The organism is Bradyrhizobium sp. Kon58 (genome assembly GCF_055807455.1).
The window spans coordinates 44,415-65,038 of the sequence record NZ_JBVVOT010000010.1 but is presented as its reverse complement, the minus strand read 5'-3'; the positions used below and the strand labels follow the sequence as shown (position 1 = coordinate 65,038).

18 protein-coding genes are annotated in these 20,624 nt (G+C 58.0%); 12 read left to right on the top strand and 6 right to left on the bottom strand.

The window, feature by feature from the left end; all coding sequences use genetic code 11:
• Positions 1–159: 159 nt before the first annotated feature.
• The gene (locus AC0L20_RS18795; RefSeq protein ID WP_473290927.1) at positions 160–705 is read right to left on the bottom strand and encodes a DJ-1/PfpI family protein; all 546 of its coding nucleotides are present in this window, start codon (positions 703–705) and stop codon (positions 160–162) included.
• A 234-nt stretch (positions 706–939) separates the two neighbouring features.
• Positions 940–1,896: a GlxA family transcriptional regulator gene (locus AC0L20_RS18790; protein ID WP_473290600.1), complete on the bottom strand. Its 957-nt coding sequence runs from the start codon at positions 1,894–1,896 to the stop codon at positions 940–942.
• 145 nt (positions 1,897–2,041) lie between these two features.
• On the opposite strand from AC0L20_RS18790, the gene AC0L20_RS18785 reads away from it, so the two are divergent.
• The 7 genes from AC0L20_RS18785 to AC0L20_RS18755 all read left to right on the top strand — a co-directional run bounded on the left by AC0L20_RS18785 (position 2,042) and on the right by AC0L20_RS18755 (position 9,833).
• Positions 2,042–2,914, top strand: coding sequence for an alpha/beta fold hydrolase (locus AC0L20_RS18785; protein ID WP_473290597.1), 873 nt, complete (start codon positions 2,042–2,044; stop codon positions 2,912–2,914).
• Complete coding sequence (locus AC0L20_RS18780) at positions 2,911–3,366, top strand: hypothetical protein (RefSeq protein WP_473290594.1); 456 nt, start codon at positions 2,911–2,913, stop codon at positions 3,364–3,366. Before AC0L20_RS18785 ends, AC0L20_RS18780 begins: the two co-directional genes overlap by 4 nt.
• Before the next feature lie 41 nt (positions 3,367–3,407).
• Positions 3,408–3,782 (top strand): hypothetical protein, encoded by a 375-nt coding sequence (locus AC0L20_RS18775; RefSeq protein WP_473290591.1) that lies wholly within the window; start codon positions 3,408–3,410, stop codon positions 3,780–3,782.
• Between the two features lie 168 nt (positions 3,783–3,950).
• Positions 3,951–4,349 carry a hypothetical protein gene (locus AC0L20_RS18770; RefSeq protein WP_473290589.1) on the top strand — a complete coding sequence of 133 codons (399 nt, stop codon included), beginning with the start codon at positions 3,951–3,953 and terminating at the stop codon, positions 4,347–4,349.
• Positions 4,350–4,466: 117 nt separating this feature from the next.
• On the top strand, positions 4,467–5,177 hold the full coding sequence (locus tag AC0L20_RS18765) for a nitrilase-related carbon-nitrogen hydrolase (RefSeq protein WP_473290587.1): 711 nt from the start codon (positions 4,467–4,469) through the stop codon (positions 5,175–5,177).
• A 470-nt stretch (positions 5,178–5,647) separates the two neighbouring features.
• The gene (locus AC0L20_RS18760) at positions 5,648–7,726 is read left to right on the top strand and encodes an alpha/beta hydrolase (protein ID WP_473290585.1); all 2,079 of its coding nucleotides are present in this window, start codon (positions 5,648–5,650) and stop codon (positions 7,724–7,726) included.
• A 712-nt stretch (positions 7,727–8,438) separates the two neighbouring features.
• Entirely contained in the window at positions 8,439–9,833 is a 1,395-nt protein-coding gene (locus AC0L20_RS18755) for an esterase/lipase family protein (protein WP_473290583.1), read from the top strand.
• Positions 9,834–10,203: 370 nt separating this feature from the next.
• On the opposite strand, the gene AC0L20_RS18750 is transcribed toward AC0L20_RS18755, so the two are convergent.
• The 4 genes from AC0L20_RS18750 to AC0L20_RS18735 form a co-directional block, all read right to left on the bottom strand.
• Entirely contained in the window at positions 10,204–13,014 is a 2,811-nt protein-coding gene (locus tag AC0L20_RS18750; RefSeq protein ID WP_473290581.1) for a hypothetical protein, read from the bottom strand.
• Between the two features lie 380 nt (positions 13,015–13,394).
• Positions 13,395–13,592, bottom strand: a complete 198-nt coding sequence (locus tag AC0L20_RS18745; protein WP_473290579.1) for a hypothetical protein — start codon at positions 13,590–13,592, stop codon at positions 13,395–13,397.
• A gap of 282 nt (positions 13,593–13,874) precedes the next feature.
• Entirely contained in the window at positions 13,875–14,171 is a 297-nt protein-coding gene (locus tag AC0L20_RS18740; protein ID WP_473290577.1) for a DUF1330 domain-containing protein, read from the bottom strand.
• A gap of 162 nt (positions 14,172–14,333) precedes the next feature.
• A complete protein-coding gene (locus AC0L20_RS18735) occupies positions 14,334–14,819 on the bottom strand; it encodes a hypothetical protein (RefSeq protein WP_473290575.1) in 486 nt (161 codons plus the stop codon).
• A 906-nt stretch (positions 14,820–15,725) separates the two neighbouring features.
• Here AC0L20_RS18735 and AC0L20_RS18730 point away from each other — a divergent pair.
• The 5 genes from AC0L20_RS18730 (at position 15,726) to AC0L20_RS18710 (ending at position 20,614) form a co-directional block, all read left to right on the top strand.
• The gene (locus AC0L20_RS18730; protein ID WP_473290573.1) at positions 15,726–16,529 is read left to right on the top strand and encodes a phosphate/phosphite/phosphonate ABC transporter substrate-binding protein; all 804 of its coding nucleotides are present in this window, start codon (positions 15,726–15,728) and stop codon (positions 16,527–16,529) included.
• Positions 16,530–16,813: 284 nt separating this feature from the next.
• Positions 16,814–17,755, top strand: a complete 942-nt coding sequence (locus tag AC0L20_RS18725) for an ABC transporter permease (protein ID WP_473290569.1) — start codon at positions 16,814–16,816, stop codon at positions 17,753–17,755.
• Positions 17,756–17,778: 23 nt separating this feature from the next.
• On the top strand, positions 17,779–18,660 hold the full coding sequence (locus tag AC0L20_RS18720) for an ABC transporter permease (RefSeq protein ID WP_473290923.1): 882 nt from the start codon (positions 17,779–17,781) through the stop codon (positions 18,658–18,660).
• The gene (locus AC0L20_RS18715; protein WP_473290566.1) at positions 18,657–19,640 is read left to right on the top strand and encodes an ABC transporter ATP-binding protein; all 984 of its coding nucleotides are present in this window, start codon (positions 18,657–18,659) and stop codon (positions 19,638–19,640) included. Before AC0L20_RS18720 ends, AC0L20_RS18715 begins: the two co-directional genes overlap by 4 nt.
• On the top strand, positions 19,637–20,614 hold the full coding sequence (locus tag AC0L20_RS18710) for an ABC transporter ATP-binding protein (protein WP_473290564.1): 978 nt from the start codon (positions 19,637–19,639) through the stop codon (positions 20,612–20,614). The genes AC0L20_RS18715 and AC0L20_RS18710 overlap by 4 nt, the downstream gene beginning before the upstream one ends.
• Positions 20,615–20,624: the final 10 nt, after the last annotated feature.

The window sequence follows — 20,624 nt, the reverse complement described above, 5'->3', positions numbered from 1 at the left end:
GCAGAGATGGATCACTGCCGCGCTCGCGTGGTCAGAACTCAATTCCCTGCGCGGGGCTGCCGAGCACAACGTGTCGGAAGGGTGGCCTACGCGGCAGCTCGTTACCGGTGCAAGGCGCAGCGCGTCCCCCCACCCCTCTCCAAGCCGCTAGGATCGCGTTCAGGGGGAAAGGCGATGCCGCACCCGCCCACGGCATCCAATCGTCCGTGAGGCCAGGACCCACCGGCTGGGTGCGCACGCTTGGTCCGCGGGAGGCGTCTGTCGGCGGCTCTCTTGGCGCACTGCGGCACGACGGCCAGATGACGTCCAGATCGGACCATCATTGATATAGATCCGATCCTCTTCCATCCTGACATCCGGAAACCGAACCCTGAAACTTTTCGCTTGGATCCAATGCGTCGTCGCACGGCGACCATCGAGAAGTCCGGCTTCGGCGAGAACAAACGCCCCATTGCAAAGTGAAGCAGTGCGCCTTGATACCTTGGCAGCTTCTTGCACAAAGGCGATCAGGTTTTCGCTCGATGGAGCCATTTCGAACGCGGTGACAGCGCCGACAATAATTGTATCAAAAGCTGGATTGTCGAATGCTTCGGTTTCAACTGTCAGACCACAAGAGGATCGAATGGGACCGCCATGTTCCGACAACAGATGAAGGTCATAGTGAGAATCGGCCGGGGACGGCTTTGCAAGTCCGAACCCCGTCATTTCGAATGCCGTCAGGGGCGCAAGGCTCAAGCGCTGGAAGTCGCGCGGGATGATTAGGCCTACCCTATGCATGGCTGCTCCTAGTGTCCGAAACGTTGATAGTCGCTGGGTGGAAGTCACTAGGAGGCATGATTTGATCTCGAACCCGGATGCTCACGTGCGAGCCGGATGACCGAGAGCGGCGTTCGGCGCCATGAGTGCCTGACTCAAAATCCTACATCTCTTTAGCCGAAGTCAGGCAGCCGCCTCCGCCTCTCGTCGAGCGTTTCGCCGCAATATCTCCGGTGGCACGCCGAAGATCCGGAGGAACGCGCGACGCATGCGTTCGCGGTCCACGAATCCTGTTTCCTGCGCCACGACATTGACCGTGTGCCGCCCCTCTTCGATCATGAACCTCGCGGCCTCCAGCCGAAGCCGCTCCACGGCTTTTGCTGGAGACTGGTTGGTTTCGGCCAGAAAGGCGCGGCTGAACTGGCGGGGGCTCAGGTTGGCGACGGCAGCCAGCTCTTCGATGGTCAATGGGTTTCGCAAATTTTGACGAATGTGCGCCAGGACCAATTCGATGCGATCGGACTTCGGCGTCATGTCAAGCAGTGCGGAATGCTGTTTCTGTCCACCCATCCGGCGCTGGTTCATGACAAGCAGCCTGGCGACCATTTTCGCGGCTTCGGGACCAAGATCATTGTCGATCAACGCTAGTACAAGGTCGATCCCCGCGGTCATCCCCGCCGACGTCCAGACCGGACCGTCATTGATGTAAATGCGGTCTTCCTCCGCCCTGACTTCCGGGAACCGAGCCCTGAAGCTATCTGCGTGAGCCCAGTGCATCGTGGCGCGCCGGCCATTCAGAATGCCCGCTTCAGCCAGCACAAACGCTCCACTGCAGATCGAGGCGATCCGTCTCGACGCCTTGGCAGCCTCCTGCACGAACGCGATCATGGTCGCATCGGAGGAAGGCATGTCCATCTCGGTGATCGAACCCACAATCACTGTGTCGAAGGCGGGATCTCCGAACGCTTCGGTTTCCATCATCATGCCTGATGAAGACCGCACGGGACCGCCATGTTCTGACAGCAAATGGATGTCGTAGCGCTGGTTGGCCGGGGGCAGGTTCACGATCTCGAACGCCGTCAGCGCCGCAAGGCTCATTAGCTGAAACCGTTGCGGCACGATGAAACCGACCCGATGCATTTTTGCTCCTGTGGCACGAATGGTGGCAAGAACGACCTACGTCAGCCCCGCCATAATCGCTAGAGTCCGGGCAACAAATCTCGCACTAGCTCCTCGCCGCTAAGCGACCCCCATCAGCGCTTCCGTGAGGAAGAAAGGATGATGCATGTCTTCCGATCACGCCGCCTTCGTCGAGCATCGCATTTCCAGGGGCGAAGGAAAAGTCTACGCTCGAGATTATGCGGGTTCTGGCCCGGCCTTTGTGCTGATGCACGGCTTCCCTGACAACCTACATATCTGGGATGATCTGATCCCGTTCCTGGTTGCCAGCGGCCGGCGCGTGGTGACGTTCGATTTCCTGGGCTTCGGCGCCTCGGACAAGCCTGTCGGCACTGCCTACAGCTTCAGGCAGCAACTCGACGATCTCAGGGCGGTCGTCGACCGCTTAGGCTTAGAGAAAATCGTCCCGGTCGCTCATGATTCCTCCGGGATGGCGACGCTCAACTACGCGCTCGCTCATCCAAACGGTGTCGCTTCCGTGATCATGCTCAACTCGGCCTATAGCGAGGACTCCACGTTTCTTTGGCCCGAGATGATCACGCTCTTTGCGACTCGGAGCATGCAGGCCCTTGCAATAGCGATCGCCCAGAGCTTCGAACAGTTTGGCTGGCTGCTGAAATGGCAGCAGAAGAAATTCCTGGACCCCTTGCCTGAGGCGCAAAGACCCCATTTCAGCGCGTTCATCGGTCCGCTGATCAGCGACAACTTCATTGCCCAACCCGGCGCCGGTCCTGCCTTCGTGCAATTGGCGGCGGAATTCTTCGATGAACACGCCCGAAACGCCAAGCATCTGACCGCGCTCAAGATGCTCGATATTCCGGTCAAGCTGATATGGGGACAATACGACCCCTACTTCCCCGTCGCCATGGCCGAGCGGCGTCAATCTCAGCTCAAAAATGCGTCCCTCACCTTCATACCGGCGGGCCATTGGCTGCAGGCCGATGAGCCCGCGCAAGTAGCGAAGGCGATGCTGTCATGAGCCCGCGCGCGCTCGAAAAGCTCACGGTTCGCGAACGCCGCTTGACCAAGCTCGCTCGAGCCGTTGGCCTCGTCACGGTATTGGCGGTGATTAGCCCGACCGCTTCGTTCGCTCAGTCAGCGCCACCATCATCGAGCCTCGACGTCCCGACGACCAAACTTCTCGCGATCGGCACCTTCACAGCCAAAGGGTCGCCGGAGCGGTGGAAGCCGCTCCTGCCTGCCGAAGTGCGCGACACGGTAGGGCTCTATCTCGCTGGGAAAATCGACCAGTGGTACCTCAAGCAGGACCAGAGCGGCGTCGTCTTCATGATGAACGTCACCGACCCGAAGGAGGCTCTGGACCTGCTGGGCAAGTTTCCTTTCGGCCAGGCCGGGCTGATGGAGTTCCAGATCATCCCGCTCGGCCCGATCGCCCCGCTCCGCGTGCTTCTGACCGATCCCGCTAAGTAATTCGCAGGCGGTCCTTACCAATAGATCGAAAGGAACATCGAATGTATGACGCTAAAAATCCGCGCGTCCACGCTGAAATATTGCCCGCGCTTGCCGCCGTCGTCGGTCCAACGACGAAGATCCTGGCAATCGGCTCCGTCACGGCGAAAGGCACGCCCGAGGCGATCGCGCCGGTCCTGCCCCATGAGGTTCGCGCGACGGTTCGCAATCATCTCGCCGGCAAGATCGAGCAATGGTTCTTCCAGACCGAGGGCTACGGCGTGGTGTTCATCGTGAACGCCACCAGCACCGTAGAGGCGCACGAACTTCTGGAGAAACTTCCCCTCGGTGTGGCCGGCATGATGGAATTCGAGTTGATCGCTCTCGGGCCGCTTGCGCCGCTCGCCATGCTCATCGGTGAGCCGCCCCGCTCGTGATGATCTGGTCCGCTGGGGCTCGTTGGGAGCTTGGTGGCGCTTGAGGCTCTATCGAGACCGCTTCGGTCACCTTCGTGCGTGCCTGACAGCCGCCGCATTGCGCGCTGTCGATCGATGCTGCGCCGTCCCTCGAGCTCCCCACACCAGTACCGCGCGAGGAAACAGAAAATGCCTGACGTCAAGAATACGCGCGTCCATGCCGAGATGTTGCCCGCGCTCGCCGCCGTCATCGGTTCGACAACCAAGATACTGGCGATCGGTTCGATCACGGCGAAGGGCACGCCGGAGGCGATTGCCTTGGTTCGTCACCGTGAGGTGCGAGCGACGGTTCGTTATTATCTCGCCGGCAAGATCGAGCAGTGGTTCTCCCGGACGGAGGACCGCGGCGTGGTGTTCATCGTGAACGCCACCAGCACGGCAGAGGTGCACGAACTCCTGGAGAAGCTTCCACTGGGTGTGGCCGGAATGATGGAATTCGAGCTGATCGCTCTCGGGCCGCTTGCGCCGCTCGCCATGCTCATCGCCGAACCGCCGCGTGCGCAGGGCGATCCGCGCGCCTCGTTGTGAGCTTGGTGGCGCTTCAGGCTCCATCGCCAACGGATCGACTTCGAGCGGGGCATGGTGAAGCCATGTGGGAGCGGACCAAGGATTACACCAACAACTCGCCAAAAAGGACCCGCCACGATGCCTGTTGTCAAAGCCGCGGCCGTGCAGATCAGTCCCGTTCTCTACAGCCGGGAAGGCACTGTTGGCAAAGTGGTCAAGAAAGTCATCGAGCTTGGGCGCCAGGGCGTCCAGTTCGCGACCTTTCCGGAAACCGTCATTCCTTACTACCCGTATTTTTCCTTCGTCGAAGCGCCGTACCTGATGGGCGCGGAGCGCTACAAGTTACTCGATCAGGCGGTGACCGTGCCGTCTGACGCGACCAGGGCCATCGGCGAGGCCGCCAGACAAGCTGGCATGGTCGTCTCCATCGGTGTCAACGAGCGCGATGGCGGCACGATCTATAACGCGCAACTTCTGTTTGATGCTGACGGCACGCTCATCCAGCACCGTCGCAAGATTTCCCCAACCGATCAAGAACGCATGGTCTGGGGTCAGGGCGATGGCTCCGGGCTGCGCTGCCCGGGTCTTCGAGGACAACCTCGCCGGATGGCATACAATTCTGCTGGAGCTGAAACGAATGCAAGCACCAGAGTGGGCAGGCGCAGGCCGATGGTTTCAGATGGTCGAAGACACGGACGGCTTCCTGCCGAGCTGGGGCCGCGCGGCTTGCGATCTCGGCTGGACCGCTCTGGATTTGTTCGGCGTTCACGCAGTCGCACCGGGATGCCGGTACGACGTCATGGGCCTGACGATGTTGCTGGGTGGCGGCGCTGTCTTCGCGTTGACTGAGCAGACGGCGGCTTTCCGGCGGCCGCGGGATCGACGCTAACGTATCGACGCAAGCCGATGTCCGGCACCGTACTTCTGTGTGGAGGTCAGCATGCAATCCGCTGAGGAGACCGCATGGAGGGTGCTCACACCTTACGATCCCAGGGAGGGCATTAGCCTGGCTGCAGCAGCTAAGAGATCCGGCAAGCCCGAAACAACACTTCGCAGCTGGTGCGTCCAGCATGGATTAGGACGGCGGGTCGGAGGAGGCGTTTGGGTTGTCAGCCAAGTAGCCCTTGCAATGTTTTTGGATGATGATGCACCAGCTCTTGCGAACTACCTGAGGGGAGACCGTTCGAGCAAGCTGGTGACCCACTACTTTGAACGCCTTGGAGTGCCTGTCCCGAAGAGCGCGCCCATGCTTGCCGATTGCGGTTGAGGGCTCACACGCTTATAAAGCGAAATTGACGCCAGTTTAAGGGGGGGGAGCGATGTTGATACGCCCGAGCCTGATTGCCGTCTCGGAAAGGCGATTCAAGCAGGCCAACTTCTCGCCCGAGGTATTGAACAAGCGGCTAGGCGATGGCCCGCTTCACATCACCGCCGAGCAGAAGCGCCTGCGCCAGCGCCAGCTCTTGGCCGAGACGCAGGACGTGCAGCAGGCGGAGATCGGCCTGGAGCGGATCATCCAGGGCAATGATCTCGACAGCATCAACTATCTCGCCAAGGGGACCGCCGCCTCGCGCTCGGTCTGCCGCATTCAGCTCAGGGATCTCAAATCGAACCTGCTCGGATATGGTTCGGGCTTTCTGATCGGGCCGGGCCTGCTGCTGACGAACCATCATGTCTTCGGCAAGCCGGCCGAGGCCGCCAATTCGATCGCCGATTTCAACTATGAGCTCGACACCTCGGGACAAGAGCGCGTGCCGGTGAGGTTCGGCTTCGAGCCGGGCAAATTCTTCTACACCAATGACAGGCTGGATTTCTCGGTCGTCGCGGTGGCGCCGACCTCGCTGTCAGGCCAGGAGGAACTCGAGGATTGGGGATGGCTGCCGCTCAGCGGCGCGCCAGCCAAGGCGGATCCCGGCGAGTACCTCACCATCGTCCAGCATCCCAGCGGGCAGATGAAACAGGTCTGCGTCCGCGAGAACAAGCTGCTCAAATATTCCGGCGATTTCCTCTGGTACATGGCGGAAACCACGGCTGGCTCCTCTGGAGCACCGGCGTTCAACCGCTTTTGGCAGGTGGTCGCGCTGCATCACAGCGGTGTTCCCCGGAAGAATGCGCAGGGCCGCACCTTGACCAAGGACGGCAAGGAGTGGAAGCCGTCGATGGACGAATCCTTGATCGACTGGATCGCCAGTGAGGGCATCCGGATCAGCGCGATCGTCGCCGATCTCAAGGTCGCCGTCGGCTCCCATCCCTTGATCAGGCCAGTGCTGGACGAGGAAGAGCCGCCGAACCGGCAACAGGTGGAGAAGGCCCGCGCGCCGGCCTCCGCCCACAGCGCGCCTCTGGTGGTCCCACTTCGCCTGCCGCTTGGGCTGCCGATAGAAGCCGTTCAGGGGGACCAGACCACTCTAAAAGATCTCAACTACACCGTTTGGTTTGGTACCAATCGAAAACCGTGGGATCCATTTAATATTTCAAAGGGTTTCTCCGGCACCCGTGACACGACGCTGCATCTTGGCATGTGTAAAGTTTTCGTCCCCGAAGCGCACAAGATCGGCTCCGTTGGCTCAAACTGGCTAAGGCGGTTCATGTCCGGCGTTGATGACCGGCTGAAGCTAATAACGACTGAGGAACTTGCGGCGGCAAAGTTCTGGAAAGGTGTCGCCGGGCAGCTCGAACAACTCCGGGTTCGTGATCGCGATGCTGTCATCTTCATCCATGGATACAACGTTCCGTTTGAGGACGCAGCACTTCGCGCAGCACAGCTTGGTACTGATCTCGCAGTACGCGGGTGCATGGCTTTCTTCAGCTGGCCGTCTAGAGGCAAGTTCAAACTGTACACCAATGATGAAGCGACTATTGAGGCCAGCGAACCATACATCACGCAGTTTATGACGGATTTCGCGCGGCGCTCCGGCGCATCGAAGATTCATATCATCGCCCATAGCATGGGCAATCGTGCAGTGTTGCAGGCAGTGAACCGAATTGCCTCCGCGGCAGCTAAACGGACAGGCAAAGCATTTGATCAGATCATCCTTGCAGCCGCGGACGTTGACGCCGACACGTTTCGACAGCTCTACAAAGCCTATTCTCGAGTTTCTCGACGAACGACCCTTTACGTCTCGTCTCGCGACAGGGCTGTCGAAGCCTCGCATTGGCTACATGGCTACTCTCGGGTTGGCCTTGCGCCTCCCGTTACGGTCTTGCCCGGAGTGGACACAGTGGTTGTCAGTAACGCAGACGTAACAATGCTAGGCCATGGGTATGTCGCCGAGTCACGGGGGGTCCTTACAGATATTCATTCGCTGCTGAGTTTTGGCGCAGCGCCGAGCAAGCGCTTCGGGCTGCAGCAGCAAACGTCCGACGATGGGAAGAAATATTGGTCAATTGGCGCATAAGACTGCCGGTGCTCGCAGCCGAACAGGATCTAGACAGATGCTGACGGCACCAACATGGAGATCCAATACTGTGGCGGCACAAGGAATGGACGGGGCCTCATGGAAGCCGGGGACAATGGAAGGTACGAGGGGAGACGCTCGGATGGCGGCAAGCCGTTGCCACCGCAGTATCGTCGGTCGAGCAGGGTCACCAGCTTCTTGCCGTATGTCCGCTCAAGCTTGAATCCGCATCAGGGAGAATCGGCTCCATCGCAGCTATGCTGGTCATTTTGCCGCTCTATTTGTCCGTTTGAGCATTTTACAACGCGATGTTGGTATTCGCACCCCTGCTTCTAGCTCCTACCTCACCAACGGAGACGGTCTGAGATTGCTACTCTCGCGATACTTGCCGCAATTCCGGTATGGTGTGATCCTGCGCGGTTTAGAGCGACCCACGTACGAGGCTTTGAAGAATTCATAATCAGAACATTTGGATCCGAAAGAGGCATCGAACTGATTAGAGGGGGCGCCGAAAAAGTCCCGCGTCGGCCGCTACTGCAACTTCATGCGTTATTGCCGCGCCAAACAATCCGTGCGATCCTAAGATCGCTGCCGTCCAAGGTAGACTTTCGGTCCCCGAACCCGAGCAAGGTGCGGACCTTTGGGCAGGGGACCAACTTGGTCGCTTTTGGATTCCTGGATCGGAGTAATAAACTCGAATTGCGAGCGTGTCGTGACCGAGACAGCGAGTGAATCAGGTTTTAAACGCACTTCGCCTGAGAAAGAACTCCATTTTACTTTCGTTCACGGCACGTTTGCCCCTGGCGCACCCTGGACGCAAAAGGGGTCGCTTCTCCGTGAGAAGCTTCTGAAGGAGTTCGGCGAGAACCTTCACTTCCACGACGATTTTCGTTGGTCGGGCTGGCCAAGCCATCTCGCTCGTCATTGGGGCGGGCAGAAATTCCGGGATTTCCTGCTGGACGTCACTGCACGCAACATCGGGCGCCACTATATTGTGGCTCACAGCCACGGTGGCCCCGTTGTGCTCTACGCCTTGCGCGACAAGGCCCTTGCTGAGCGCATCGAAGGCGTCGTAACGCTTTCAACTCCCTATTTGCTTGGACGCCGCCGCGATTTCGGCTTGCTTGGTTATTTCGCTGCTCTCGCCGGCTCCTACGCCCTATTGATAATGCTTTTCGAGCTGATGAGGATTCCTCAGGTCACGTATTTCAATGAGCATCCGACTTGGTACGCGTTCATGGCGATCTCGTTATTCGATGCTATCGCCCATTTTGCCGGCTTGGGCATTCTGATCTTAGTGAGCTTTGGTGTCGCTGGACTGACCGATTGGTTTCTGAAGACTCTCGCACTGCCTGACGTCCATCCAGAGCGGTTGCTCGTTGTTCGAGCCCCGAGCGATGAAGCGAGCGCCCTCTTAGGTTTGTTTAACGTACTGGAACTGCTTTTGACGTTTCTTTGGGGTCGTCGCGGTCCGTTGGATCGTCACTTGCGCCGTTTATTCGGTATGCTCTTCGAAAGGATCGGCAAACTCGTATGGCTCCTGTCCCAGCCTCTTCTCGTTCTCGCAGTTTGGCTTACTTTCGGTCACCTACTACTCTTTGCGGCAGTCATTTTCGTTGGCTACAACGACCAGTCTTCGTTCATGAAGATTGACGGCTGGTCCCCCACCCTAGCATCGATTCCCTCTTGGCCGGCCGCGAAGGTTGTCTATCTCTACGCTGCTGATCATCTCTACGCCTGGATTTTAGCTATTGCTGTATTGATCGTTTTCCCAGCACTTGTGGTATCGGACACCCTCATTTGGTTTTTCAAGGTCTCTATCCCTATCGTAGCCCTTCTGGGCGCGGCTTTTTTTATGCTCGTTCTTTTCACTGCGGTTCTCGCGATAACCAGTGTCCCCGAACTCGGTATTTGCGCGGCCACCATCATTGTCTCCTGCGAAACGTCGCCTCCTGGTACTTACAAGATTGTTCAGCTCGAGAGCGGCAACGAGAATGAGAGTTTTCTCCTTCATTCTTTGCCGTATACGCATCCCACTGCGCTGAACGAGATCGTCAAATGGATAAAGGCTCCGAACTCAACCAAGGAGCCGTTTAGCGCCCTCTGAACGTACGCGCGGAGGGGGGATCTGCTCCGCATTTTCTGAAAACCTTGACGCTGATCGTGACCCCGACCAATCGTCGATTTCCCCCGTGATGCCAATAGCTCAGGCGTCCGTGGTGGGGCGGCGTTGGAAACCGAGTATGACCACTCAAGACAGGCAAACAAGCCTGTGTCCCGTTAGGACGCCAACCTGCGCTGGTATCAACTCAGGCCTGAAGGCCATGCTTGCCCTCCGTTCTGGCGCCCTGACCGTGAGCAGGAACACAGAATCACCATTGCGGGATGGCCTGCTCTTGTCGGCACACTTGATTCTGTCCATGGATCAAGCGCCCTGTAGCTTCACTCGTCCGTCCAGATGGTTGCACTTTCGTGTGCTAGAACGAATCGCAGTCCCTGACCTTCATTTTTCTGCCACGCGCGATGATAGAGGAGGGATCTTTCCCGAGGCGGACGAGACTTTTGTATGCCTCGGTTTGATCAAGAGGTGGAACGTTCCGAAGAACGGCTCCCATCCGTCCTTGCCGCGCAAGCTCAAGGTTTTGCTTCCGGATCTCTTTCTCATCGTCCTGCCAATAACGGAGCAGCAATAAGCTCACGCACGAGAGGCGAATGGATGCACTAGCCGAATCCCGATCGCGGGTGATCGCAGATACGTCAGAAGCCGCTGAAGCGGCTCTCTGGGCATACTCAGCTAGTTGATAGTTTGAATAATTGGGTTCTTTGCGAGCTTCCTCGTAGTCGGCCAAGTACCTTGATGCCACCAGCTTTGCCGAAACTTGGTTCTTGTTTAGTCGGGCGTCCAACAGCAACGCGGCGTTCTCGTCTCGCCTCCAGTCGTTCGATAAGACGCGCTTATTGTTTCCCGCGCCGTCGTACATCGCGGATGCACGTTCAAAATGAGCGATAGCCGCTTTTGCGCGCTGTCCATCCTTGAGAGCCGTAGCCGCTGTTTTCATCAATCTGCCCGCAGCTACGTGTATCTCAATCGTATCCCTCAGGCGATAGAAGTCGTGCAGCGGACCCCGTGATCCAGCAGAAGTGCCTAACCCATCAGAATTTCGATCAATGCTTTGAGCGAATGCGTCCACTTGATCGGCATACCTCCCAAGAACGGCTGGCGGATCGGACGAAGATGTTTTTTTCGCCGAATACTCGATTGCATGGACTAGATCGCTCTGGAGCCGCGTTGCAACAAATGTGGGAATATCGGCTGGCTCAAGCTCGGTTTGATTGTTCTGATCCCTAAAGGAGCCGGGTTGCCAGACGTGCAACTCGACCCGCGATTTCCCCGTTACTTCACCCCACAAAATCAAGTCAGAGTTGTACCTCGCCAACAGCCATTCTGCAGACCCGTCGCCGAACAAACGTTCTTGCGTTGCCGAGGTAGGGGTTTTGGTCACCCGCAAGCACGTCCGGATGACTGAAAAACCGTATCGTTGGGCAATCGCCTTGGCGAAGCGGTCGCCCACGCCGTCATGGTCGCCGTCGAATCCCGCCACGAGGACAGTGAATTCGCCTGGTGCAGCGGAGGCTTCGAAATAGGAGGCTAATGAGCAACGGATGGAGCGAGCGCTGGATGGAGCGTAAGCGACCGCGGCGGTGACCGCATAGATGCACCCTACGGCCACGAATGCCGCAGCTTTCCGCCGAACTTCGTTGTTCGGGGCCACGAAAGGAAGCACGCCGCCTGCCGCATCGTCGAGAGGAGGCTCAGCGGTGCAGACACGTTGGATGTAGGCTACGATCGCTTTCAGTGCGTCGGGATTGTTATAAAGCGAATGCCGAAGGTTAGACACGCTTTCTCTAGAGGGAGCGCACCAATCGACTTTGTAGGAGCCGGAACCGCCTGGCGTATCGGAAACGTCAACGACCGCATTCAACGATCGATAAAGCAGCTCTCTGCCAAACAATGACTTGCTCAAGGTTGCGAGCAAAACGAGGAAGGCGCTTACTCCGAGGCCATACGCGACGTAGCGAGTGATTCTAGCGACAAAATCGTTCATCGAAACAGAAACGACTAAGGCATACAACTGCTGATTAACGCAATCTGCGGTGAGGCTCACCATGCACTCGGAATAGGAATGTACCGCAGATAGAGAATACTTAATTGCAACGTAGGTGAAAAATACAGCAATCGAAGCGGCGAGAATCGGTATGACCATCGCGATAGAGGCGGCGACGTGCGTCAGAAAGCTCGCGAGTTTTCCAAATAGTAATACCAGGGTAGCTTCGTCGCGCTCACTTCTCAGGATTTTGAGATTGGTGATGACTCGGGAAGTCTTTGGCAATTCGTATTGCGGGCCGTGAAGAATCTCTCCTGCGATCCATAGGGAAAGGAAGAAGGCGAGCAAAGACGGAATAATTACCGGAAGTACAAGCGCCACGCCTCCCAGAAGCATTGCGGAGAATAGCGCAAAATTCGCGTTGTGAAATTCTTGACCGCCAAGAAATCCTGCCGGATTCCGTCCAAGGAGAAGCCAGCCGGTAGCGAATATGATCGTGCTCACAAGCAAAGTTCGATTGTTTATACGCCGCGCAAACTCTAGAGCTTGAGCGCGGTGATCGAGTTGCTGAGTGACAAGAAGACGTCGATATGCCCAGACACAGGAAGTGATGATGCCAAAAATTATCGACAAGACGGAGAGCGACAAAGGGACGTACAAGAAAGAGTTGTTCGCAAACGTCCATGCTATCAAGAGATAGCCTGCAAATGTTGCGGCACCGAGTGAAAGACAAATTACAAAAAGCCTGTCGATGATCCGAGGGACCGCGCGGTAAATGGAGAGAAACGGCGTGGCCATGGTCAGAATGTGCACGTTGAGCCGACTCCCTAACATCGCCTCCCGCGCATCTAGCGCCAGGTTTCCGCCGTGACTGTGAGCGATGATGAAATGTGGTGCCTCCGGCGCTCCAGCGACGCTGTCATCGAGAATCTTTGCCAAGCGCGCGGCAGCGCTTCGCCGTTCTTCGATTGAATTGGCCCCTGACCAGGGAAATGCATTCAGGTCTGCCGCTGTCACTAAGCCTGTTAGAGCGGAAGCTAAGGCCGAGTAGAATTTCGAGCCCATCTCGAACCAACGAGGTTCAGCGGGAGCAGTCTGTGTTCGAAGTGATTTGCTTTCCGGATTGAACCCCCGGCCCCAAGTTCCATGAACGAGAATGACTTTTGCTGGCGTACTCTTCATGGGTTAGAGTCCATCGTTTAGTCGAGGGGGCAGGCTCCAATAGTCCGCTAAGGGATCGGCATTTAGCTGCGTGCAGTTGTGCCCTGTAGTTCGCGATCAATTCGCAACTTGATATGGCGCAGAAGCCAAGAGCTAGAGGCGCGCCTCTATGCGCCCAATTATGGCTCGACCTTCAAAGCTAATCGTATATTGCCAGTATCCCGCCTCGGGGGCCCTCGCGAGCGAATACCAGGCGCCACGATAAATGGCGCTGCTGGCATCTGCATCTTTGGGAGATCCGCTCATCGTAGCCATCTGGTTCATTAAGAGCCCAACGCCCTCCTGCTTGCGTGACCGTCGCAGTCAGAAACGAAACGGCCCAAAGCTCGGCCGCAATCCAATCAATTGTCGTTGCAGGGAAAGTCGCTCATATCGTCTATGACGACGTATGGCCTGTCAGCTTTGAAAAACGGGTCGTCGGCCTTAAACTGGTAGCCTTCGGCGACGTCGATCAGGCGTTTCTTGACGAATGGGTTGGCGGTCACCCGCGCAACGTTGCGAACCCGGTGAGCCAAAGTTGCGTAAAAAACCTCGTTCAAGCGACAACTCCAAAATAGGATTTCGCGAAATCGAGAAAGGGATGCACCACTCTCCCGCATTGTAGCGGTCCTGGCAAGCCATCTTTGGTCGAGTCGCAATTTGTCGCCAATATGGGCGACCGCGCGTCGCGGGCCGGGGATTGGATATCACGGAAGGCTACCGGCGGGCCAACCGGCAGACGTGGTCGTGCCGCGGCCCCGTTGGGGTCTTGCCCCCCTACCGGCTGATACCATCACGGTTTGTGCCTGGCAGCGGTCTGGGCGAATCGTGCCTCGTTCAAACTAAACGCCTTCGAGCGTAAACAACATGTCGCGATCGCTCGTGCACTGTTTGCGGAGGGCGATAAGCGGTTGGTACTCTGCCGAAGTGTACCAAGCGTTCAGCGCGTCCATGTCGGGAAACTCGATGATGATAACGCGCTCGGGTTTCCAGTGCCCGCCCTCGGGCATCTTCTGGCTTCCACCCTTCGTAAGATTGCGGCCTCCGTGCTTCGCGATCAACGGTCCGACCTTGGTTCGATATTCCTCGAATTTGACCTCATCGGTGACGATGTGTTCGGCAATGACGTATGCTGCCATCTTTTCTCTCCTAGTAATTGTCGGCCAGATCGTGCAGGCGAGGATCGGACTTCGCATCGGCAGCTCGCGGTAGATTTCCTTGTTTAGGGGCCACCACGGTTGCTTTAGACATTCGAAGGAGTTCCGTCAGAGAGCCTGGAAGCAGTCAGATCCTTGTCCACATCACAATGGGCGAAAGCGCTTCGCGCCGAAAAATCCCATGACGATGAATGCGAGCATGACAATGATCTGTGCGATCAGAAACGGGGCTTCCGATTGGGTGGGAGCCAACGCATGCAGAGCTGGGAGTTTCTGAAACGCTTGAACGACGCCGACGAAGAAGTTCAGGTAGAGTGCCGTAGTTGCCGTCACCACGTAGATCAGGCGCCACCAGCCGGCAAGCTCCTGTGCGTAAAGAGCCACCAGCGCCACCGCGAGAACGATCAACGAAATCGTTCCAACGACGTGCGGCGGCCCGAAGGCCTCCGAGTGGAACATGAACCCGGTCACGCTGGTCGTGATAGTCGTGACGAGAAAGATCGCATTCCAATTCGGTGTCCATTTGCCTGCCGTCATGGCGGCAAGAACCACTAGCCCGGCGCCAATGCCGATGAGGCTTATGAGCACGTGAAGAGCAGTGAATGTCGAAGTCGAGAGCCCAATAATCATTTTAGGTCGTCCTGCATTTGTGTCTTGTTTCTGCGCAAAGCTGCCGCATCGTCGGCGTGGGTCAAAATTGACGATCAACGTCTCGTGGCATCATTTGCCGACGAGCGCAGACGCAATCGCGCAGCTGGGATCCCGGCGGTTGACGCGTAAGCGACCCATCGAGATCCTCGCGTCGCACCTCAGTAGAAGTCAGGCGACCCGCCAAGTTCGACCTCTCCTTGAAGCAAATCCGAGTTCGGGTCAAGGTAGCTTCAAAATATGAAGTTATAAGACTTGATCACGCTTTTTGGAGCAGCTTAGTTGCCTGACCGTTCGAGTGCGGTCGTGGGAGCAGGAGAAGGGTATGAAATTGTTGCTCAAATTGTTGGAGATGGATGTCATCGCTATGGAAGAAACGACGGTGGCGCTGGGGTATCCGCGCGATCAAGTGCTCTGACGGAATGAGCACAGCTGTGGGTTTCAATTCTTTGGCTTGAAGCGGAAGGTGCAAGGGGTAAGATTCAGGTGATTTGCAAATATCCGGGGGGAGTGCAGCATGGCGGCCGTCCTCGTTTTCAAAATCAGCGTGGCATTGAGTATATTTCCGGGTTTGTTGGCGGTGACGTTGCTTCTCGGTGAAGTCTCCGTCGGGCGATAGGTTTACCAGCGCCTATTCGGCCAAGTGTGATGCGTCACTGCCGGCGGCGCCGTTCGGCAGCGTTCGGTGCAACGCCTCTTCGAAGCGGAACGTCACGGGCGAGTATGATGCGGCGCTGATCTTGCATGCACGATCCTCGCCACGAGCGACGGGTTATTTGATCAGAGCGGTCGTCCGACGTTCGGCTTTCGTGGTGGCCCTTCTCCTTGAAGCGACGGGTCATACCGAAGCAGACCAAAATCTGCGTTCGATAAGGGTAGGGGGACTTCATGTCGTTCGTCGCAAATGCTCGAATGTACTCAGTCAATTCTGAGGCCGCAGCCGCGTGGAAGGAGCTGTTCCGCTGGCTCGCAAACGAGAGCGGCGTAGATCTCGAGGTCATCGATCACAAATTTCCGCTTCCCCTCGGGGACCTTTGGTCCCGTACGGATCTTGCCTGCGCTTTCATGTGCGGATTTCCCTTCATGCTGTCGCGGCGGCGACCACGGCCTGTTGCGGCACCAATCCCGGCTGGAGCCGAAGGGCCGGTGTACATGACAAGGCTGCTCGTCCGTTCGGATAGCGCTTACACCACTCTTGAAGATACCTTCGGAGGCCGACTTGGATACACCGTTCCCGACTCGCATTCCGGGTACAATGCCTTGCGCCATCACCTTCTGCCTTACTACCGCCAGCGCGGAGCCAGGTTATTTCGAAAGAGTGTTGGCCCGCTGACGACGCCACGTCGCGTCATCGATGCTCTCCTAGCAGACGATATCGACGTCGGGCCGCTCGATAGCTACGCGCTCGAACTGATGCTGCGTCACGACGACAAGCTCCGTTCGCAAATCAGGATCATCGCGACCACCGATCCCGCGCCTGCGCCGCTCTTGGTGGCGGCAACAAGTTGTCCAGATGCGGTCGTCGAGAAGCTGCAGGCCGCCCTGGCAAGCTTCGCTTCCGCGACCGAATGCGCGTCGTTGAGAGACAGTCTCCGTCTCGCGGGATTCGTCCCGGTCAGCGAAAGCGACTACGAGCTGACGTTGCAGTGGGACGTCGAGGCCCGTCTCGCAGGTTATGCTGAACCTGGATGACTTCTCGGCGATCCGGCCCGGACGGCGGCGGTTCCTGGTAATGGCGCGGTGCTGGACGATCCACGGACGAACAATTTCGTTGCATTCGCTGGCGGCGCTTTAATCAATCTGACTAACCATTTCGCTTCGCGCCCTGTCGACCGCGGAATCTATCGCCGACGACGCGAAGCACTATTGGCCGGCCTCGATTTGTCGGACTAGTCTGTGAAGCGGGTCGAACGACGTCCCGTCGGAGAACGACGAGCCCGCTTGACCACGAGCACGGTACGCGGTTCGGAGGCGATATGGTCTACTACATGTTCCGCCGCATACTGATGTTACCACCGGTCATGTTGATCGTAGCTTTCATCGTATTCGGTCTACTCTACGTCACCCCTGGCGACCCGGCCGCCATGATCGCCGGAGACCAGGCGACACCGGAGGAAGTCGAGCGCATTCGCATCGCTATGGGGCTGGATCAGCCGTTCTATCTCCGGTTCGGCTATTGGATCTGGCAACTAATGAACGGCGACCTCGGCACCTCAATCTTCGCGAACCAGCCCGTCGTGCACATGATAGGGCAACGAATAGGACCGACGTTCTCGTTGCTCATGCTTAGCTTGATCATTTCGGTGGCGATCGCCGTTCCTGTCGGAGTCGTCGCCGCATGGCGAAGAGGGCAGGCCATCGACAGGGTCATCACAGCGCTGACCGTGCTTGCCTTTTCGCTGCCGGTTTTTGTTGTAGGGTACCTCCTCGCATTTTCGTTCTCGACGTCGTTAGGTTGGCTGCCCGCGCAAGGCTACGTCCCTCTCAGCGAAGGTTTCGGTTCGTATATTTCCCATCTGATCCTCCCCTCCGTAACGCTTGGCGTTTCCTATGCGGCCGTCTTGGCTCGTACCACGCGGGCGTCGATGCTCGACGTGCTGACGCAGGACTACGTCAGGACGGCCATTGCGAAGGGCGCCGGTCCGCGCGTGATCTTGTACAAACATGCCTTACGAAACGCTTGTGTGCCTATCGTGACGGTCGTCAGCATCGGCATCGCAACGCTTATGGGTGGCTCGGTGATAACCGAGAGCGTATTTTCCATTCCAGGCATCGGCCGGCTTACGCTCGATGCGATCCTACATCGCGACTATCCCGTGATTCAGGGTGTGGTTTTGCTATTCAGCGCCAGCTACGTGGCGATCAATCTCATCACCGATCTCGCTTACACGGTCGTAGATCCGAGGATCAGATATTGAACCATCAAGCGTCGCCCCCCTGCATGGTTACATCGCTGCGGACCATCCAGCTGTCGGCCCGTCCGGCGGCAGAACGGAAAGTGCTGAAGTTCGTCAAGCGCCATCCGCAGATCGTCGCTGGAGCGTCGATCCTGGTGGTGGTCGTCCTGATCGCGGTCTTCGCCCCATTCCTTGGTACGGTTGATCCTCGCGCGATCTCGGTGACGAAGCGGCTTCGGCCACCGTCGGCGGAGTTCTGGTTCGGGACCGATGCGCTTGGACGTGATCTTTATTCCCGCGTCGCGTACGGCGCGAGAATCTCCGTTAGCGTCAGCATATCGTGCGCGTTCCTTTCCTGCCTCGGCGGGACGATCGTCGGAATGATCTCGGCTTCCGGAAGATGGGCGGACTCCGCCGTAATGCGTATCATGGACGGTTTCATGTCGATCCCGTCGATCCTGCTGGCTATCGCTCTCATGGCTGCCACACGTGGGTCGATCGGTACCGTGATCATAGCAATAACGGTCGTCGAAATTCCTCGTGTGGCCAGAGTGATACGTGGCGTTATGCTGGCGCTCCGTGAAATGCCCTTCGTGGAGGCCGCCGTCGCTGCGGGCTCGACGAAGCCAAAGATCATCATCCGGCACCTGGTCCCGGCGGTGATATCTCCTTTGACGGTACAAGCCACATTCGTCGCATCGGCCGCGATTATCATTGAGGCGAGCCTATCCTTCATAGGTGCAGGTACGCCGCCGACGATTCCCTCATGGGGCAATATCATGGCCGACGGAAAGGCTCTCTGGCAGGTCAAGCCATTCCTCGTCTTCATCCCGGCCTCTTTCCTGGGATTGACCGTATTGGGTGTGAACCTTCTGGGCGACGGACTGCGGGACGCGCTTGACCCTAGAATGGCGGAGCGATCGTGACGACGGTCCTCGAAGTACGGAACTTGGAGGTCTCATTTGCCTCGGCGGCGGGGAGCGTTCGCGCCGTCCGCGGCGTGTCCTTCGTCGTCGGAAGCGCGGAAACACTGGCGATAGTCGGGGAATCCGGTTCGGGAAAAAGCGTGACGGCCTTATCGCTCATGCGGTTGCACAACGCCGAAACCACCAATATTTCCGGAAGCGTCAAATTCAAGGGAACGGAGCTTCTGGACGCGCCCGAAACCCAGATGAGGTCGGTTCGAGGCAACGCGATTGGGATGATCTTCCAGGAGCCGATGAGCTCTCTCAATCCGCTTATGAAGATAGGAAACCAGATCGCGGAGGCGATCCTTCTTCATCAGGATATATCGAGCTCCGAGGCGAAGCGCCGTGCCTTGAAGTTGCTGATTCAGGTTGGCATTGCCGATCCGGAGCGTCGGATGCGGGAATACCCACACCAACTATCCGGAGGGATGCGGCAACGCGTAATGATCGCCATGGCGATGGCGTGCGATCCGGAGCTCTTGATTGCCGATGAGCCGACCACGGCTCTTGATGTCACGGTGCAGGCCCAGATCCTGGATCTTATGCGCGAGCTCAAGGCCCGTACGGGCTCGTCCATCGTCATCATTACCCATGATCTCGGCGTTGTGTCCGAACTGGCTGATCGCGTCGTGATCATGTACGCGGGTACCAAAGTGGAGGAAGGGAAGACCGAAGACATCTTCGCACGGCCCGTACATCCGTACACTGTGGGACTCTTGACGGCGATCCCGAGCCTGGATCGCAGCAGGAGCGATGGTCCGCTGACCGAGATCCCGGGCCAGGTGCCTTCGCCCAGCCAGATCCGAGTGGGGTGTTCCTTCGCCGCCAGATGTAGCCGTTCTTCATCGATATGTTTCGATATCGAGCCCGAGCTGGAGCCGGTCGCTCCGGGCCACGTAGCGGCGTGTCACCATAAATGCGGGAAGTTATTTCCATGAGCGAGCCCGCACTTCTCGAGGTCATTTCCCTGAAGAAGCACTTTCCTAGGCCTCGCACGGGATTCGGGACCCGAGAAGTCGTGCGGGCCGTGGACGACGTCTCCTTCTCCGTCGCCCGCGGGGAAACTCTTTCGATCGTCGGAGAGAGCGGGTGCGGCAAGTCCACGCTGGGAAGAACAGTGCTCGGCCTTACGCCGCCGAGTGCCGGAGCGGTGTGGTTCGACGGCTGGCGGGTCGACGGTCTCGCCAAGCCGCAGCTCAGAAAGATCCGCCGGCATTTTCAGGTCATCTTCCAGGACCCGATGGCCAGCCTAAGCCCGCGCATGCGCGTTCGCGACATTCTGGCGGAGCCGCTCGTAAATTTCGGCATCATCAAAGGACGCAAGGCGCTCGACGCTCGCGTCGGCGAACTGCTCGACGCCGTCGGCCTGCCGCGCGACGCCGCGCATCGCTTTGCTCATGAATTTTCGGGGGGCCAACGCCAGCGGATCTGCATCGCCCGTGCGCTCGCACCGGAGCCTAGCCTCATCGTCTGCGACGAGGCGGTATCGGCCCTCGACGTCTCGGTCAAGGCGCAGATCATCAATCTGCTCGCCAACTTGCAGGACAAGCTCAAACTCTCGTTGCTGTTCATCAGCCACGACCTGGCGATCGTAGGTCACCTGACTCATCGGATCGCGGTCATGTACCTGGGTGTCATGGTGGAGATCGGCGATCGAGATCTCATTCTCGAACGTCCGTTGCATCCCTATACTCGAGCGCTCATCTCCTCCGTGCCGAAGACGGGAAAGGAAACTTCGAAGCGCATCGTCCTGACCGGGGATGTGCCCAGCCCGATCAATCCTCCGTCGGGGTGTCGTTTCCATACCAGGTGCCCGAAGGCGTTCGACCGTTGTCGGCTGGAAGAACCCAAGCTGCGTTCGGTCGGAAGCCAACGCAGGATGGTTGCCTGTCATCTGGACATCTCCGAGTAGTATATGCCCT

Bases quoted from the DNA above. Each gene is read 5' to 3' on its own strand.
- AC0L20_RS18785 (WP_473290597.1), top strand. From the start codon at position 2,042: ATGTCTTCCGATCACGCCGCCTTCGTCGAGCATCGCATTTCCAGGGGC.
- AC0L20_RS18765 (WP_473290587.1), top strand. From the start codon at position 4,467: ATGCCTGTTGTCAAAGCCGCGGCCGTGCAGATCAGTCCCGTTCTCTAC.
- AC0L20_RS18760 (WP_473290585.1), top strand. From the start codon at position 5,648: ATGTTGATACGCCCGAGCCTGATTGCCGTCTCGGAAAGGCGATTCAAG.
- AC0L20_RS18795 (WP_473290927.1), bottom strand. From the start codon at position 705: ATGACGGGGTTCGGACTTGCAAAGCCGTCCCCGGCCGATTCTCACTAT.
- AC0L20_RS18770 (WP_473290589.1), top strand. From the start codon at position 3,951: ATGCCTGACGTCAAGAATACGCGCGTCCATGCCGAGATGTTGCCCGCG.
- AC0L20_RS18710 (WP_473290564.1), top strand. From the start codon at position 19,637: ATGAGCGAGCCCGCACTTCTCGAGGTCATTTCCCTGAAGAAGCACTTT.
- AC0L20_RS18790 (WP_473290600.1), bottom strand. From the start codon at position 1,896: ATGCATCGGGTCGGTTTCATCGTGCCGCAACGGTTTCAGCTAATGAGC.
- AC0L20_RS18730 (WP_473290573.1), top strand. From the start codon at position 15,726: ATGTCGTTCGTCGCAAATGCTCGAATGTACTCAGTCAATTCTGAGGCC.
- AC0L20_RS18725 (WP_473290569.1), top strand. From the start codon at position 16,814: ATGGTCTACTACATGTTCCGCCGCATACTGATGTTACCACCGGTCATG.
- AC0L20_RS18775 (WP_473290591.1), top strand. From the start codon at position 3,408: ATGTATGACGCTAAAAATCCGCGCGTCCACGCTGAAATATTGCCCGCG.
- AC0L20_RS18740 (WP_473290577.1), bottom strand. From the start codon at position 14,171: ATGGCAGCATACGTCATTGCCGAACACATCGTCACCGATGAGGTCAAA.
- AC0L20_RS18735 (WP_473290575.1), bottom strand. From the start codon at position 14,819: ATGATTATTGGGCTCTCGACTTCGACATTCACTGCTCTTCACGTGCTC.
- AC0L20_RS18780 (WP_473290594.1), top strand. From the start codon at position 2,911: ATGAGCCCGCGCGCGCTCGAAAAGCTCACGGTTCGCGAACGCCGCTTG.
- AC0L20_RS18720 (WP_473290923.1), top strand. From the start codon at position 17,779: ATGGTTACATCGCTGCGGACCATCCAGCTGTCGGCCCGTCCGGCGGCA.
- AC0L20_RS18750 (WP_473290581.1), bottom strand. From the start codon at position 13,014: ATGAAGAGTACGCCAGCAAAAGTCATTCTCGTTCATGGAACTTGGGGC.